Origin of the sequence: Pseudomonas sp. GM17 (assembly GCF_000282175.2) — a bacterium.
Lineage (GTDB): Bacteria > Pseudomonadota > Gammaproteobacteria > Pseudomonadales > Pseudomonadaceae > Aquipseudomonas > Aquipseudomonas chlororaphis.
Map to the genome: position 1 here is coordinate 230,828 of NZ_CP124732.1, position 14,914 is coordinate 245,741.

At 65.1% G+C, this 14,914-nt stretch carries 12 protein-coding genes; 5 read left to right on the forward strand and 7 right to left on the reverse strand.

Going from position 1 to position 14,914, the window contains the following annotated elements; genetic code table 11:
• Positions 1–7 precede the first annotated feature (7 nt).
• The 7 genes from PMI20_RS01030 to pilG all read right to left on the reverse strand — a co-directional run bounded on the left by PMI20_RS01030 (position 8) and on the right by pilG (position 10,787).
• The gene (locus tag PMI20_RS01030) at positions 8–313 is read right to left on the reverse strand and encodes a hypothetical protein (protein WP_162136188.1); all 306 of its coding nucleotides are present in this window, start codon (positions 311–313) and stop codon (positions 8–10) included.
• A gap of 512 nt (positions 314–825) precedes the next feature.
• Positions 826–1,281 (reverse strand): chemotaxis protein CheW, encoded by a 456-nt coding sequence (locus PMI20_RS01035; protein WP_007929955.1) that lies wholly within the window; start codon positions 1,279–1,281, stop codon positions 826–828.
• Positions 1,274–7,228, reverse strand: a complete 5,955-nt coding sequence (locus tag PMI20_RS01040) for an Hpt domain-containing protein (protein ID WP_037035559.1) — start codon at positions 7,226–7,228, stop codon at positions 1,274–1,276. Before PMI20_RS01040 ends, PMI20_RS01035 begins: the two co-directional genes overlap by 8 nt.
• A gap of 30 nt (positions 7,229–7,258) precedes the next feature.
• On the reverse strand, positions 7,259–9,322 hold the full coding sequence (locus PMI20_RS01045) for a methyl-accepting chemotaxis protein (RefSeq protein WP_037035562.1): 2,064 nt from the start codon (positions 9,320–9,322) through the stop codon (positions 7,259–7,261).
• A 97-nt stretch (positions 9,323–9,419) separates the two neighbouring features.
• Complete coding sequence (locus PMI20_RS01050; RefSeq protein ID WP_007929960.1) at positions 9,420–9,959, reverse strand: chemotaxis protein CheW; 540 nt, start codon at positions 9,957–9,959, stop codon at positions 9,420–9,422.
• 11 nt (positions 9,960–9,970) lie between these two features.
• Positions 9,971–10,336: a twitching motility response regulator PilH gene (gene pilH, locus PMI20_RS01055; RefSeq protein WP_007929961.1), complete on the reverse strand. Its 366-nt coding sequence runs from the start codon at positions 10,334–10,336 to the stop codon at positions 9,971–9,973.
• A gap of 43 nt (positions 10,337–10,379) precedes the next feature.
• Positions 10,380–10,787 (reverse strand): twitching motility response regulator PilG, encoded by a 408-nt coding sequence (gene pilG, locus PMI20_RS01060; RefSeq protein ID WP_007929962.1) that lies wholly within the window; start codon positions 10,785–10,787, stop codon positions 10,380–10,382.
• 236 nt (positions 10,788–11,023) lie between these two features.
• On the opposite strand from pilG, the gene gshB reads away from it, so the two are divergent.
• The 5 genes from gshB to pyrR all read left to right on the forward strand — a co-directional run bounded on the left by gshB (position 11,024) and on the right by pyrR (position 14,895).
• Positions 11,024–11,998 (forward strand): glutathione synthase, encoded by a 975-nt coding sequence (gene gshB / locus PMI20_RS01065; protein ID WP_007929968.1) that lies wholly within the window; start codon positions 11,024–11,026, stop codon positions 11,996–11,998.
• 170 nt (positions 11,999–12,168) lie between these two features.
• A complete protein-coding gene (locus tag PMI20_RS01070) occupies positions 12,169–13,068 on the forward strand; it encodes an energy transducer TonB (RefSeq protein WP_007929970.1) in 900 nt (299 codons plus the stop codon).
• Between the two features lie 192 nt (positions 13,069–13,260).
• On the forward strand, positions 13,261–13,830 hold the full coding sequence (locus PMI20_RS01075; protein ID WP_007929972.1) for a YqgE/AlgH family protein: 570 nt from the start codon (positions 13,261–13,263) through the stop codon (positions 13,828–13,830).
• On the forward strand, positions 13,830–14,267 hold the full coding sequence (gene ruvX / locus PMI20_RS01080; protein WP_007929974.1) for a Holliday junction resolvase RuvX: 438 nt from the start codon (positions 13,830–13,832) through the stop codon (positions 14,265–14,267). The genes PMI20_RS01075 and ruvX overlap by 1 nt, the downstream gene beginning before the upstream one ends.
• Before the next feature lie 121 nt (positions 14,268–14,388).
• A complete protein-coding gene (gene pyrR / locus PMI20_RS01085; protein ID WP_007929976.1) occupies positions 14,389–14,895 on the forward strand; it encodes a bifunctional pyr operon transcriptional regulator/uracil phosphoribosyltransferase PyrR in 507 nt (168 codons plus the stop codon).
• Positions 14,896–14,914 lie beyond the last annotated feature (19 nt).

Sequence of the window (14,914 nt, forward strand, 5' to 3'; positions counted from 1 at the left end):
CTTGCGCTTAAGCCTCGATCCGCCACTGCAACGCATCCAACGCATCGCAGCCATCCTGCAGCAGCAGATGGGCCGCATTGACGATGTGGTGCAAGTCCTGGTCGTGGACGCCTTGAAGCTCAGGCAGTTGAGGCTGCCCGTGAACAGTTTCGACCGACCAAGATCGGCCACCGATGCGTCGGTGGCAAACCCGTAATGTGTTGCCATTGCCTTCAGCAAAACCAGATCTGCCCCACTCTCCCCTGATGCCTCCCCAAACCTGTAGCCGCTGCCGCAGGCTGCGATAGGACCGAAGGTCCTCCAGCGGTTTCAAGATCCTGCGCCTGCTGCGCAGTCGATCGCAGCCTCGCAGGCTCGGCAGCGGCTACAGGGTTTGCGCCGACCGGTAGGTCGCGCCAGCGCCAGCTTTTGATCTTGATCTACCCGCCCCATCGGGAGGCCGAGCGGAGGTGTTCATCAGGGGGATGGCGCGCAGCGCCCCTCGACGCAGTCGAGGGCATCGTATGGAGGTCGAAGCGAAGCCGACCGGAGTCGATGCCCCCTGATGGACGCCGGAGCGAGGGAACCTGAGCGCAGCGAAGGCCGTACGCCAGGGGCGAGACCTTTTGGTTACTTTTGGCTGGGCCGGCATTCCGGGCGTTTGCCAAAAGTGACCCGCCGTAAGGGCGGAACCATAAGTAGCCGTGACCGCAGGAATGGATATGTACACCGTCCAACATCAGTAGCGAGGCCATCACAGGCAATCGAACGTCAACCGGCCGCTCCTCCAGATCAGTGGCGCCCCATCAGTCCCCAAAAGGGAACGATCAAGCCGCTCGACAGGACCTAGGACAACCCCGCCTTCACCAGCATCTCCTCCAACCCCAACAGATCCGGAATCTTCACCACCTGCTCCCCCACCTGTACCGCGGCCTTCTCCAGCCGGCACAGCGGCACGTCGACGTAGCTCAGCTGGCTGTCGAGCCGGCAGGAGCGCGGGATGCCCTGGATCACCAGGGCGATGAACTTCAGGCGCTCGCGACCGCCCAGGGTATTGAGCACGACGATGCGGGCGCGCTCGCCAATGGCCAGGGGCTGGCCGCAAGCGGCCTCGAAGCTGATCAGCGGCAACTGGCGGTCGCGCCAGGCAACAGAACGCAGGTACCAGGGCGGCGCGTCGCTGGCCGGCTCGCCGCGTTGATAGTCGATCAATTCGGCCACCGCGACGTTGGGCAGGATCAGAGTGCGGTCGGCCAAGGGCAGCAGCAGTCCGGTGAGGAAGCTGGCGCGGTAGTCATGCATGGGGTCTGCTCCACTGGGCGATGCTCTCCAGCAGCACCGACTCCTGGTAAGGCTTGCCGAGGTAGTCGTTGACGCCGATGGCCATGGCCCGGTCGCGGTGCTTCTGGCCGGTGCGCGAAGTGATCATGATGATCGGCAGCTGGTGCAGGCGCGGGTCGGCGCGCACCTGCATCGCCACCTCGAAGCCGTCCATGCGCGGCATCTCGATGTCCAGCAGCATCAGGTCCGGGGTGTGTTCCTGCAACAGCGCCATGGCGTCGACCCCGTCCTTGGCGGTCAGCACGTTCATGCCGTGGCGTTCCAGCAGGCGGCTGGTGACCTTGCGCACCGTCACCGAATCGTCGACCACCAGCACCAGCCTCGGCCGCAGCGGTTCGACCTCGGCAATCACTTCGTCGCCGGCCGCCATGCGCGGCGCCGGCAAGCGCGTTTGCAGGGCGCGGATATGCGCCAGCAGATCGAGGATCAGCACCACCCGGCCATCGCCGAGGATGGTCGCGCCGGACAGGCCCTGCACCGCCGCGAACTGCGGTCCCAGGCTCTTGACCACAATCTCCCGGGTGCCGGCCATGGCATCCACCTGCACGGCAATCCGGTGTTCGTTGTAATGCACCAGCAGCACCGGCAGCGGCAGGCTCTGCCCCAGCAGTTTCGGCCGGGCCACGGTGTGCAGCAGCTCGCCGAGGTAACACAGCTCATAACGCTGGCCGGCGTACTGGTAATGGGGCGAGTCGAGTTGGTAGTAGCTTTCCAATTCGTTGGGCAGCACCCGCACGATGCCTTCGATGGTGTTCAGCGGGATCGCGTACTGCTCCTCCAGGCACTGCACCATCAGCGCGCGGTTGACCGACAGGGTGAACGGCAGGCGGATGCGGAAATGCACGCCCTGCCCCGGGATCGAGTCGATGGTCATCGAGCCGCCGAGCTGGCGCACCTCTTCATGGACCACGTCCATGCCCACCCCGCGCCCGGAAATCTGGGTGATTTTCTCCGCCGTGGAAAACCCCGGCTGCATGATGAATTGCAGCACGTCACGGTCGCTGATCTCGGCATTGGGGGCGAGCAGGCCACGCTTGATCGCCTTGCGCCGCACCGCCTCCAGCGGCACCCCGGCGCCGTCGTCGCGCATGTCGAAGACGATATCGCCGCCTTCGTGGGACAGGTCCAGGGTGATCCGCCCCTGCTCCGGCTTGCCCGAGGCACGGCGCACCTCGGCGGACTCCAGGCCATGATCGACGGCGTTGCGCAGCATGTGCTCCAAGGGCGCAACCATGCGCTCCAGCACGTTGCGGTCCATCTCGCCCTCGGCGTTGCCGACGCTGAACGAGACATCCTTGCCCAACTCCTCCGCCACCTGGCGGACGATGCGCTTGAGGCGCGGTACCAGGCGCTCGAACGGCACCATGCGCGTGCGCATCAGGCCTTCCTGCAATTCGGTATTGACCCGCCCTTGCTGCTGCAACAGGTTTTCCGCGTCCTGGTTGCGCCGGTCCAGGGTTTCCTTGAGGTCGAGCAGGTCGGACGCCGACTCGAACAGGGCCCGCGACAGTTGCTGCAACTGCGAATGGCGGTCCATCTCCAGCGGGTCGAATTCCTCGTAGCCCAGGCGCTCGGCCTCGACCTGCTGGCGGCTGAGAATCCGCCCCTGGGTTTCGGTGTCCAGACGGCGCAACTGGTCGCGGATACGCTCGATGGTAGTTTCCATTTCGCTCAGGGCCACCCGCGCATCGTTGACCTGTTGCTCGATGCGCCCGCGGAAGATTGAGGTTTCCCCGGCCAGGTTGACCAGGTCGTCCAGCAACTCGGCCGAGACCTTGACCATATCCCCGGCCACCGCGGCTTCCGCCTGCGCCACCGGCGGTTCGGGCTTGCTCTGCGGGCTAAGGTCGGGCAGCAACAGAGGCAGCGCTTCGGCCTGGGCCGGATGAGTAAAGCCGCGAATCGCCTCGATCAGGCTGTCGGCCGGCTTGATCGGTTGCTCGGCGCGGGCGGCGTCGAGCATCTGCGCCAGGCGGTCCTGGCTTTTCTGCAACAGGCCGAACAGCGCAGGGCTCGGTTGCAGCAGACCCGCGGACAGGCCCTCATAGAGAAACTCCAGTTCATGGGCCAGATCGCCGATCGGCACGATCTCCACCATGCGCGCACCGCCCTTGAGGGTGTGCAGGTCGCGCAGCAGGGTTTCCACTTCCTGGCGGCTGGCCGGCTCGGCCTGCCAGCGCGTCAGCGCCGCGCCGGAACTGTCGAGGATGTCGAAGCCTTCTTCGAGGAAGATCTCCAGCAGCTCCGGATCGTGGGCCGCCGAATCGTCGGTCACCGCGGCCTCGGACACCTCGCTGGTGACCCCGCTGCGCTGGCGAAAACCGCGGATCGCTTCGATCAGCGCCTTGGGGTCGCTCAGCGCTTGCTGTGCCTGCAATTGCTGCAACAGCAGCGCCAGTTGCGCATGGCTGCGTTGCAGCAGATCGACCAAGGCCTCGCCATGCTGGTACCGGCGATCCACCAGGCCTTCGTAGAGATTCTCCAGTTCCTGGGCCAGGTCGCCCACCGGCCCGACTTCGGCCATGCGCGCGCCGCCCTTGAGGGTGTGCAGGTCGCGCTGCAGGGAAGACAGCGGCGCACCGTTGTCCGGGTCGGCCAGCCAGCGCTGCAAGGCCTGGCCGGCGCTTTCGAGAATATCCATCGCCTCTTCGAGGAAGATCGCCACGATCTCGTCATCCGGCTCCTCCACCTCGATCTGCGCCCCCTGCTCCATCTCGGCGGTGGCACTGGCCAGGTCGGTGATGCTCAGGGTGCGGCTGCCGTCGCTGCGGATCAGGCCCATGGCCGACGGGTCGAGGCTCTCCTCGAGCAGTTCGCGCAAGGCCCGGACCATGGCCGGTTGCGGGCTGACTTCCTGGCCGGCGGCCAGTTCGTCGAGCATGTTGATCAGGGCTTCGTGGGCGTTTTCCGCCTCATGGAAAAACCGTTCGCCCACCGCCAGGCTGCTTTCTTCCACGGCGCCGTACAGGTCCAGCAGCGCTTCGCACAGCTCATCCATCGGCTGCAGGTCCGCCAGGTGCGCGCCTTCGCCAAGGGTGGTCAACTCGTCCAGCAGTGCGCTGAGCTCCTGGCGCTCGCCGGGGTGCTGTTGCCAGCGGCGCAGCAGGTTTTCGGCATCCAGCAGGATGTCCATGCCCTGGGCCAGGAAGCTGCTGATCAACTGCGCATCGCGCTTGACCCGCAGCCCGGTATTGGGCGCGCTGAGCAGGCTTTCCAGGCGCTCGGCGGTCAGTGCCTTGACCCGTTCGATCAGGTCGGCGGCGCCTTCGATGGGCGCCAGCGGATCGCTGCCCAGCTGTTGCAGGCTGCGGCGAAACAGGCCTTCAGCCTCCAGCAGCAGCTCGACCTCGTCCAGGTCCAGGGCCATCAGGTGCGCGCGGTATTCCCGGGCCAGCAGGTCCAGCGGCGCCGCCAGCTCGGCGATCGGCAGCACGCCGGCCATGTAGGCGCTGCCCTTGAGGGTGTGCAAGGCGCGCTGCAATTCGTCGCTGGCCTGCAGCGGCAGGTGCTCGGCAGCCTGCTCGAGAAAGCGCTTGATGCTCTCCAGATGGGTTTCGGCCTCGTTGCGGAAGATCTCCAGCAACTGCGGGTCGAGCTCGTCTGCCAAGCCGTCTAGCGACGCCGTGTCGCCCTTGGCCAGGGCATGCGCCCGGGCAGCCAGGCGGTCGACATCGTCGCGCTGGCGCTGGGCCTGGGCGGCGAACTCGGCGACCAGCTCCGGCAGCAACTGCACGACCTCTTCAAGCAATTGCCGCACCTGCGGCCCCGGTTCCACGCTGTGTTCCAGGACCCGGTTGAGCAGGTTCTCCACGGCCCAGGCCAGCTCGCCCAGCACCAGCGCGCGCACCATCCGCCCGCTGCCCTTGAGGGTGTGGAAGGCCCGGCGCAGTTCGCCCAGCGCCGCCTTGCCGTGGGGCTCGGCGACCCAGCGCGGCAGGTACTCGCGCAGCACGTCGAGCACTTCGTCGGTCTCTTCGAGGAAGACTTCGCGCAGTTCGTCGTCCACCGGCGTTTCATCACCCGGCGGCGGCAACAGGCTGCCCGGCGTGTCCAGCGCTGGCGGGTTGAGCGCCGAGACCGGGCTGGCCAGTACATCGGCCAGGGACTGCGCCACTTCCGGGCTGTCCAGCTCCTGCAGGTCCTGCATCACCAGGGCTTCGTTGGGGCTGAGCACATCGCTGAGCAGCGGCACCTGTTCGTTCGGCAGCCACTCGTCCGGCGCCCGCTTTTGTGGCGCATAGCCCAGCGCGGCCAGGCCCTGCTCGGCCACGTCGAGAATCTTTTCCCCCGGCGCCTGGGGATCGTCGCTCAGGCGCTCCAGGTAATACTCGATGCTGGTAATCACGTCGGCCAGATTGTCCAGCTGCTGCCAGCCGGGCTGACGCGGGTCCAGCAGCAGGTGTTCGCGCACAAAGCCGATGCAGGCTTGCAGCAGGCCCGCCGCACGGCCCAGGGGAATCATCGCCAGGGCGCCGCGCACCTGGGTCAGCAGCTCCGGCAGCGCCTGCAAGTGTTCACGGTCCCAACCGGCGTCGATGTAGTCGACGATCAGGTCCTTGGCCTGTTGCAGGCAGATCCGCGCCTCCTTGATCACCAGTTGGTGGATCTGGGTCAGGTCGGTGGTCGGCAGGCGGCTTTCTTCGCGGCTCTCGGGTTCGGCCGGGCCGACCATGCCGGCCAGGGTCGCCTCGACATACAACAGGGCCCCGGCCACATCCATCAGCACCGCGTCATTCGGTTCGCGCTGGCCCTGGGCCAGGCTCAGCACCACCGCCAGCTGGTCGATGATGACCTTGCGCGGCTGACCGAAACCCAACACCGCCAGGGTGTCGGCGATCTGCCGCAGGGGCGCCAGCAGGCTGTCCAGGTCCGACGCGTGCTGGCGGTCGCTGCGCACGAACAGGTCCAGGCGTTCCTTGACCCGCACCAGCTCTTCGCACAGGGCCGCCAGCACCGAGCGCATGGCGTCGCGGTCGGGACCGGCCATGCGCGCCCGCTCCTGGTCGACCAGCGCATTGTCGGGCAAAGCGTCATCGAGTCCGTAGGTGTCTTTCATGGTCTGCATCTGCGCGGTGGGGTAGCGGGCCTTGGCGATGTAAAACAGCAGGCTTTTCAGCAGTTCGTCGGGGGCCGCCTGGTTGACCCCGGCGATGCCTTGTTCATAGAGACGCTTGAGTTCGCGGTCGGCATCCTTGAGCAGGCTGCGCACCGCCGGGCTGTTGGCGATCGCCCCGCTGCCCATTCCTTCCACCAGGGCCAGGGCGATCTGCCACAAGGGCCCCAGCGGGGCGTTCTGGCACAACACCTGGAGGCGCTCGAAGACCTTGGCCATGTAGCCCAGGCTGTTTTTCACATCCTGTTCGCGCAGCAGGTCGACCAGCGCGGTTTGCAGCATGTGCCGCAACTTGCGCAGCAGGATGGTCAGGTCGGGGGGCGCCAGGCGGTTCAGTGCCGCCTGGTCCAGCGCCGGCAGGTCCGGCAGCTGCGGGCTGAACAGGCTGGTTTCGCTCAGCAGGCCTTCGCCCCGGGCGCTGCGCAGGTCGTTGAGCAGCGGCAACACCACCAACGGCAGGTCGCGACGCGCGCTTTGCACTCGGTCGAGGTACTGCGGCAACTGGCTGATAGCTTGGCGCAGCAGATAGATCGCCTCGTCCCGCTGGGCCACGCGGTGCTCGCGCAGGGCCAGGGTCAGGGCTTCCATTTCTTCGGCGAGCAGCGCCGCCCCATAGAACTCGACCATCTGCAGGCTGCCGTGGACCTGATGGATGCAGTCCAGGCACTGCTCGAGCGCTTCCACCGCCTGCGGCTCGTCGACCAGATGATCGAGCGCCTGGTGGGCCTGCTTCAGCGTTTCGGCAATTTCGCCCTTGACCCATTCCAGGGCCACATAGTCGTGCCGATCACCCATTACCATTCCCATCAAAGTCGTGCTCCGGCCTCAGCGGTTGTCCCGCGGCGTCTGCTCGCGACCGGCCGGCAAGGTGAAACCGGACACCGAGCGCCGCAGCTGGCTGGCCATTTTCGCCAGGTTGCCGATGCTCTCGGCCGTCGCGGTCGAGCCGGACGAAGTCTGTGAAGTGATCTGCTGGATCACGTTCATGGTCAAGGATATCTGTCCGGCCGACGACGTCTGCTGCTGGGCGGCGTTGGAGATGCTCTGGATCAGCGCCGCCAGGGTCTTGGAGACGCCTTCGATTTCTTCCAGGGCCACCCCGGCATCCTGCGCCAGCCGGGCGCCGCGCACCACTTCCGAGGTGGTCTGCTCCATGGAGATCACCGCCTCGTTGGTGTCGGTCTGGATCGCCCGCACCAGGGTCTCGATCTGCCGGGTCGCCGCCGAAGAACGTTCCGCCAGGCGCTGCACCTCATCGGCCACCACCGCGAAGCCGCGCCCGGCATCCCCGGCCATGGAGGCCTGGATCGCCGCGTTGAGGGCGAGGATATTGGTCTGGTCGGCAATATCATCGATCAGGCTGACAATGTCGCCAATTTCCTGGGACGACTCGCCCAGGCGCTTGATGCGCTTGGCAGTGTCCTGGATCTGCTCGCGGATGTTGTCCATGCCGTGGATGGTGTTGTGCACCACCTCGTTGCCCTTGTTGGCGATCTCCACCGAACGCTCGGCCACCGCCGAGGACTCGGCGGCGTTGGCCGACACCTGATCGATCGACTGGGCCATTTCGTTGATCGCGGTGGAGGCTTCGGAAATCTGCTGGGCCTGATGCTCCGAGGCTTCGGCCAGTTGCATTGCGGTGGCCTGGGTTTCCTGCACCGCGCCGGCGACCTGGCCGGCGGTGAGGTTGATGGTCGCCACCAGGTCGCGCAGCTGGTCCACGGAATAGTTGATCGAGTCGGCGATGGTGCCGGTGAAGTCCTCGGTCACCGAGGCGGTCACGGTGAGGTCGCCGTCGGCCAGGTCTTCGATCTCGTCCAGCAAACGCATGATCGCGTTCTGGTTGCGCTCGTTCTTCTCCGCGGTCTCGTGCAGTTGGCGATTGGTTTCCCGCACCATCACCAGGCCAATGAGGATGATCGAGGCCAGCGCCGCCAGGCCCAGGACATAACCGCCGATGGTGTCCAGCGAACGGCCGCCGGCCAGGTTCTCGAAGCCGATGGCCAGGTGCGAGGCCTCGTCGAGCAGGGTCTGCGACAGGCTGAAGATATTGCTCGCCGACTCGCGGACCTGGAACAGCTCGGGGGAGGTTTCGAGGATTTCGTCCACTGAGCCGGAGACGAACTGGAACAGCTCGCTGATCTCGGTCAGGCGCGCCCGCGCATCGCGGTCCTCGACCTGGCTGATCTTCAGGGTCGGATTGCCCTGGAGCATGCCGCTGAGCACCTGGCCGAAGCGCGCCGCGTCACGGCCGAAGACATCCGCGGCCTGCACCGCGTTTTCGTCGCCGGCCAGCACAGTATTCACCGCACCGAGAATGCGCTCGGCGAGCAACGACTGGCGTTGCGCCATGGCCACCTGAGCGGCCGGAGCGCCGCGTTGCAGGAGGATCTCCACGACTTTTTCATACTCGACCTGCAACTGCGGCACGGTTTCCGCCAGGGTCGCGGCCACCTGATGCAGGGACAATACGGTCTGTTCGCTGGCCAGGATCGCGTCAGCGTTGTGCAGCAGCTTGTCCCAGTCCTGCTGCACCGCGCGCATTTCCTGACGCACCGCCACCGGCGCGGCGGGCAGCCCGGTGGCCGGGTCGCCTTTTTTCAGGTAGCCCCAGCGCTGGGCGAAATCGTTGCGCGCATCGCCCAGCAGCTTGAATGCCGCGGCCTTGCCCGCCGCGGCTTCCGTGGCATTCTTGGCGATGCGCTGGGACAGCACCCGCAACTCGCCGGCGTGGCCGATGTACTGCTTGTCGTACGTGGCCTGGGTGTTGAGGTAAGCGAAGTTGGCGAACAGCAGCATGATGAACACGATCAGGGCGATGAACAGCACGATGATCTGCGAGCGGCTGCGCGATCCTTCCATTGGCTTGCCTGGGTTGGCTTTTAGCATCTGCACACCTGAATTCCGGTTGTTCTGTTGCCCGCGCCATGGACGGCGCGGTCCTGCAGGTTCATCGCGCAATATTCATCGCGAGCAAGGCTCGCGCCTATAGCGCCACATCCAGGAACCCCGGCGACTGCGCCAGGGCGAAGGGACTGAATACCCACCAGACCGGCTCACAGGGGAAATACCCGCGCAGGTACGGCGTGATGGCGCCCTGTTCGCTAGCGCTGGCCGCGGTTTCCAGGCTGCTCTGCTCGAAGTGCTGCATGCCGGCCACCTCGTCCACCATCAAGCCGGCGAACACCTCTTTGTGCTCGACCACCAGCACCCGCCGCTGCTTGCGCAGGGCCGACAGCTCATGGCCGAAGAACCCGCACAGGTCCATGATCGGCAGCAGCCGTCCGCGCAGGTTGGCTACGCCTTTCACCCAGGGCTTGACCCCGGGCAGCAGGGTGTAACGGGGCTCGTGCAGGACTTCGCTGACTTCGCCCATCGGCGCCACATACCAATGCTCGCCGATGCGAAAGCCGATACCGCTCCAGCCGTGCTGGCGGGTTTCCTGGGAAGGCAGGTCGGCTGCCAGCAGGCGGCAGCGCTGGTCGATCTCGAGCAGCAGTTCGAAGGCGGTTTGCGACTCGGCCATGGCGCGGGCGGTCAGCCGGCCAGGACGCTGTTCAGGGTCTTGATCAGGGTGTCTTCGTCGACCGGCTTGGTCAGGTAATCCTTGGCGCCCTGGCGAGTACCCCAGACCTTGTCGGTTTCCTGATCCTTGGTGGTGATGATGATCACCGGGATATGGCTGGTTTCCGCGTCCTTGGTCAACTGACGGGTAGCCTGGAAACCATTGAGGCCGGGCATGACGATGTCCATCAGGACCGCGTCGGGCTTTTCCTGGCGCGCCAGGGCCACGCCGTCGGCGCCGTTTTCGGCCTTCAGGACTTCATGGCCGTGCTTTTCCAGCATGCCGGTCAGTTTGTACATTTCAGTCGGCGAGTCATCGACGATCAGAATACGAGCCATGGTCTTCCCCATACGAATAGGCGTGCGGCCCGCTGGCCGAACCTCAATGTGCTTGTTCTACTGCGGCGAACCCCGGCACATGGGCCTTGATCGCGCTCAGCAGCTCTTCCTTGCTGAAAGGCTTGGTCAAAAACTGGTCAGAGCCGACGATGCGACCCTTGGCCTTGTCGAACAGACCGTCCTTGGAGGACAGCATAATCACCGGCGTGGACTTGAACGCGCTGTTGTTCTTGATCAACGCGCAGGTCTGATAGCCATCGAGCCGCGGCATCATGATGTCGACGAAAATGATGCCCGGGTGGTTGTCGGCGATCTTGGCCAGCGCCTCGAAACCGTCGACCGCGGTAATGACTTCACAGCCCACATTCTTCAGCAGCGTTTCGGCCGTGCGGCGAATCGTCTTCGAATCATCGATCACCATCACCTTGAGGGCGCTGGATTGCTGTTCCATATCTGCTCTACCATCGCCACAGCGAATCGATTTTCTGCCCGTACTGGTGGCCAATGCCTCAAGCCCTTGATGTTCAAGGCCTGAGCACGGCATGCGAGCCTTTTTAGCATACTCTCCCCATGCAATCTATCGGCCGACCGGCGCGGTGGTTTTTCCTTGACCGGGAACCGCCCGGACGCCACTCTGACGCCAATTTTGCAAGCCATTGCGCCCACTAATTTTCGAGGAAACCGCCCATGAGCGTTCGCGTCGGGATTGTCATGGACCCTATCGCCAGCATCTCCTATAAGAAGGACAGCTCGCTGGCCATGCTGCTGGCCGCCCAGGAGCGCGGCTGGACCCTGTTCTATATGGAACAGCGCGACCTGTACCAGGCGACCGGTGGCGTGGCCCGGGCGCGGATGCGTCCGCTGAAGGTGTTCGCCGACCCGCACAAGTGGTTCGAACTGGAAGCCGAGACCGACAGCGCCCTGAGCGAGCTGGACGTGATCCTGATGCGCAAGGACCCACCGTTCGACATGGAGTTCGTCTACTCCACCTACCTGCTGGAACAGGCCGAGCGCGACGGCGTGCTGGTGGTCAACAAGCCGCAGAGCCTGCGTGACTGCAATGAAAAGCTGTTCGCCACCCTGTTCCCGCAGTGCACGCCGCCGACCATCGTCAGCCGTCGTCCGGACGTGTTGCGCGAATTCGCCGACCATCACGGCGACGTGATCCTCAAGCCGCTGGACGGCATGGGCGGTTCGTCGATCTTCCGTCACACCGCCGGCCACCCGAACCTCTCGGTGATCCTCGAAACCCTGACCCAGCACGGCAAGCAGCAGATCATGATCCAGGAGTACCTGCCGGCCATCGTCGATGGCGACAAACGCATCCTGATGATCGACGGCGAACCTGTGGATTACTGCCTGGCGCGGATTCCCGCCCAGGGTGAAACCCGTGGCAACCTCGCTGCCGGTGGCCGTGGCGAAGCCCGGCCGCTGACCGAGAAAGATCGCTGGATCGCCGCACAGGTCGGCCCGACCCTGCGCGAGAAAGGCCTGCTGTTCGTGGGGCTCGACGTGATCGGCGAGCACCTGACCGAAATCAACGTCACCAGCCCGACCTGCATCCGCGAGATCGACAACGCCTTTGGCACCAACATCGGCGCAATGCTGATGGATGCCATCGAGAAGAAGCTGCAAGCCGCGAGCCGCAAGCCACAAGCTTGATCGGCGTCACATGCAGCTTGTCGCTTGAAGCTTGAGGCTTACGGCTTGAAACCAACATTGCGTTATCATGCGCCGCCTGTGAAACGCGCGATGTTGGTCTTGTGATGCTTTTTGTGATGTTGAACCGCTGATGACTTTTGTGAACCGCTGATGACGTTTGTAAACCGCTGATGGCTCTCCCTTCCGATCTGCCCCCCGAGCTGGCTCACAGCGGCGTGCGCCCGGCCGATCGCCTGGGGTTTACCCTGTTCCTGGCCGCCCTGCTGCATATCGCGCTGATTCTCGGCCTGGGCTTCTCCTTCGCCGAACCCAAGCAGATCAGCAAGACCCTGGAAATCACCCTGGCCACCTTCAAGAGCGAGACCAAGCCGAAGAAGGCCGATTTTCTCGCCCAGGAAAACCAGCAAGGCAGCGGCACCCTGGACAAGAAAGCGATCCCGAAGACCACCGAAGTGGCGCCGTTCCAGGAAAACAAGGTGAACAAGGTCACCCCGCCGCCTCCGGCCAAGACCGAGGTCAAGGAAGCCGCGCCCAAGGCCGCGGTCGCCACCACCGCGCCGAAGCCGAAAAAGACCGTCACCAAGCGTGAAGAGGTCAAGACCGAGGCCAAACCCAAGGTTCCCGTGCCGACGTTCGACAGCGAGCAGCTGTCCAGCGACATCGCCAGCCTGGAGGCCGAACTGGCCCAGGAGCAGCAGCTGTACGCCAAGCGCCCGCGCATCCACCGCCTGAGCGCGGCCTCGACCATGCGCGACAAGGGCGCCTGGTACAAGGACGAGTGGCGCAAGAAGGTCGAGCGCATCGGCAACCTCAACTACCCGGAAGAAGCCCGGCGCAAGCAGATCTACGGCAACCTGCGGCTGATGGTCTCGATCAACCGCGACGGTTCTCTGTACGAGGTGCTGGTGCTGGAGTCCTCCGGCCAGCCGCTGCTGGACCAGGCGGCGCAACGCATCGTGCGCCTGGCGGCACCGTTCGCGCCCTTTACCGGCGACCTGTCGGATATCGACCGCCTGGAGATCATCCGCACCTGGAAGTTCGCCCGCGGCGACCGGCTGTCCAGCAACTGATCCCAGGGCGAAACCGTCCGCCTGGCCTTATCGCGAGCAAGCTCGCTCCTACAGGTCCTGCGCCATCCCTGTAGGAGCGAGCTTGCTCGCGATGGCGCCGACGCCGGCACCGCCGCAAAAGGCCGAGCAAAATGCCCGGAGCCACACATCCCCAGCTTGTCAGTTCGCCCCTCCACCGCCACACTAGCGCTCATGAAAAACGTCAGCCCCAGCTACCTCAAGCATCACTTCCTGATCGCCATGCCGCACATGGCCGACCCGAACTTTGCGCACACCTTGACCTACATCGTCGAGCACAATGCCAATGGCGCCATGGGGTTGGTGGTCAACCGTCCGCAGGACCTGAACCTCGCCGATATCCTCGAGCAATTGCGCCCCGAGATCGACCCGCCAGCGCTCTGCCAGCATGTGCCGATCTTCATCGGCGGCCCGGTGCAGACCGATCGCGGTTTTGTCCTGCACCCCAGCGGCCCGACCTTCCAGGCCACGGTCGAGCTTGATGGCCTGTCGCTGTCGACGTCCCAGGACGTGCTGTTCGCCATCGCCGATGGCGTCGGTCCGGCCAAAAGCCTGATCGCCCTCGGTTATGCCGGCTGGGAAGCCGGGCAGCTGGAAGCCGAGCTGGCGGACAACGCCTGGCTGACCTGCCCGTTCGACGCCGACATCCTGTTCAACACCAGCAGCGAACTGCGCCTGGAGGCGGCGGCCAAGCACCTGGGTATCAACCTCGCCCTGCTGACCAGTCAGGCGGGCCACGCCTGATGGCCCTACGACTGATCCTCGGGTTCGACTACGGCACCAAGCAGATCGGCGTGGCGGTCGGCCAGGTCATCACCGGCCAGGCCCGCGAGCTGTGCACCCTGAAGGCGCAGAACGGCGTGCCGGACTGGAACCAGGTCGAAGCCCTGATCAAGGAATGGAAGCCGGATGCGGTGGTGGTCGGCCTGCCATTGAACATGGACGGCACCCCGAGCGAGATGTGCGTGCGCGCCGAGAAATTCGCCCGGCGCCTCAATGGCCGCTACAACCTGCCCTTCTATACCCATGACGAACGCCTGACCACCTTCGAGGCCAAGGGCGAACGCCTGGCCCGCGGCGGCCAGAAAGGCAGTTACCGCGACAACCCGGTCGACGCCATCGCCGCCGCCCTGCTGCTGCAAGGCTGGCTCGACGAAAACGCAGCGCTGTTGAACAACTGAAACGCCGAATCCTGAAGATGCGTGGTCAACCCCCGGCCACGCGCCTCCTGGCCACAACACCAGCCGTAAGACCCTGCGCCTTGCTGCATGCAACCAGGCGCGGGCCCACGAAGGAGCAATCATGAGCCTGCCCAATCCCGCCGAACTGATCAGCCAGATGGCCGTGCGTCTCACCGCCCACCTGGAACAACGCGCCATCAGCGAGCCCCGCTATATCGGCATCCGTACCGGCGGCGTCTGGGTCGCCCAGGCCCTGCTCGCCGAACTGGGCAGCGACGCGCCGCTGGGCACCCTGGATGTGTCCTTCTACCGCGACGACTTCAGCCAGAACGGCCTGCATCCGCAAGTGCGCCCTTCCGAGCTGCCGTTCGAGATCGAGGGCCAGCACCTGATCCTGATCGACGACGTGCTGATGAGCGGCCGCACCATCCGCGCTGCCCTCAACGAGCTGTTCGACTACGGCCGCCCGGCCAGCGTGACCCTGGTCTGCCTGCTGGACCTGGACGCCGCCGAGCTGCCGATTCGTCCGAACGTGGTCGGCGCCACCCTGTCGCTGGCCGCCCACGAGCGGGTAAAATTGTCCGGTCCTGCGCCGCTTCAACTCGAGCTTCAAGACCTCGCCCTTTAATTCGCCCCTCTAAAGAGTC

What these genes read in the sequence shown, in the direction of transcription:
- gshB (WP_007929968.1), top strand. Translation starts at nt 11,024, where the DNA reads ATGAGCGTTCGCGTCGGGATTGTCATGGACCCTATCGCCAGCATCTCC.
- pyrR (WP_007929976.1), top strand. Translation starts at nt 14,389, where the DNA reads ATGAGCCTGCCCAATCCCGCCGAACTGATCAGCCAGATGGCCGTGCGT.
- ruvX (WP_007929974.1), top strand. Translation starts at nt 13,830, where the DNA reads ATGGCCCTACGACTGATCCTCGGGTTCGACTACGGCACCAAGCAGATC.
- PMI20_RS01040 (WP_037035559.1), bottom strand. Translation starts at nt 7,228, where the DNA reads ATGGGTGATCGGCACGACTATGTGGCCCTGGAATGGGTCAAGGGCGAA.
- PMI20_RS01035 (WP_007929955.1), bottom strand. Translation starts at nt 1,281, where the DNA reads ATGCATGACTACCGCGCCAGCTTCCTCACCGGACTGCTGCTGCCCTTG.
- pilH (WP_007929961.1), bottom strand. Translation starts at nt 10,336, where the DNA reads ATGGCTCGTATTCTGATCGTCGATGACTCGCCGACTGAAATGTACAAA.
- PMI20_RS01045 (WP_037035562.1), bottom strand. Translation starts at nt 9,322, where the DNA reads ATGCTAAAAGCCAACCCAGGCAAGCCAATGGAAGGATCGCGCAGCCGC.
- pilG (WP_007929962.1), bottom strand. Translation starts at nt 10,787, where the DNA reads ATGGAACAGCAATCCAGCGCCCTCAAGGTGATGGTGATCGATGATTCG.
- PMI20_RS01075 (WP_007929972.1), top strand. Translation starts at nt 13,261, where the DNA reads ATGAAAAACGTCAGCCCCAGCTACCTCAAGCATCACTTCCTGATCGCC.
- PMI20_RS01070 (WP_007929970.1), top strand. Translation starts at nt 12,169, where the DNA reads ATGGCTCTCCCTTCCGATCTGCCCCCCGAGCTGGCTCACAGCGGCGTG.
- PMI20_RS01050 (WP_007929960.1), bottom strand. Translation starts at nt 9,959, where the DNA reads ATGGCCGAGTCGCAAACCGCCTTCGAACTGCTGCTCGAGATCGACCAG.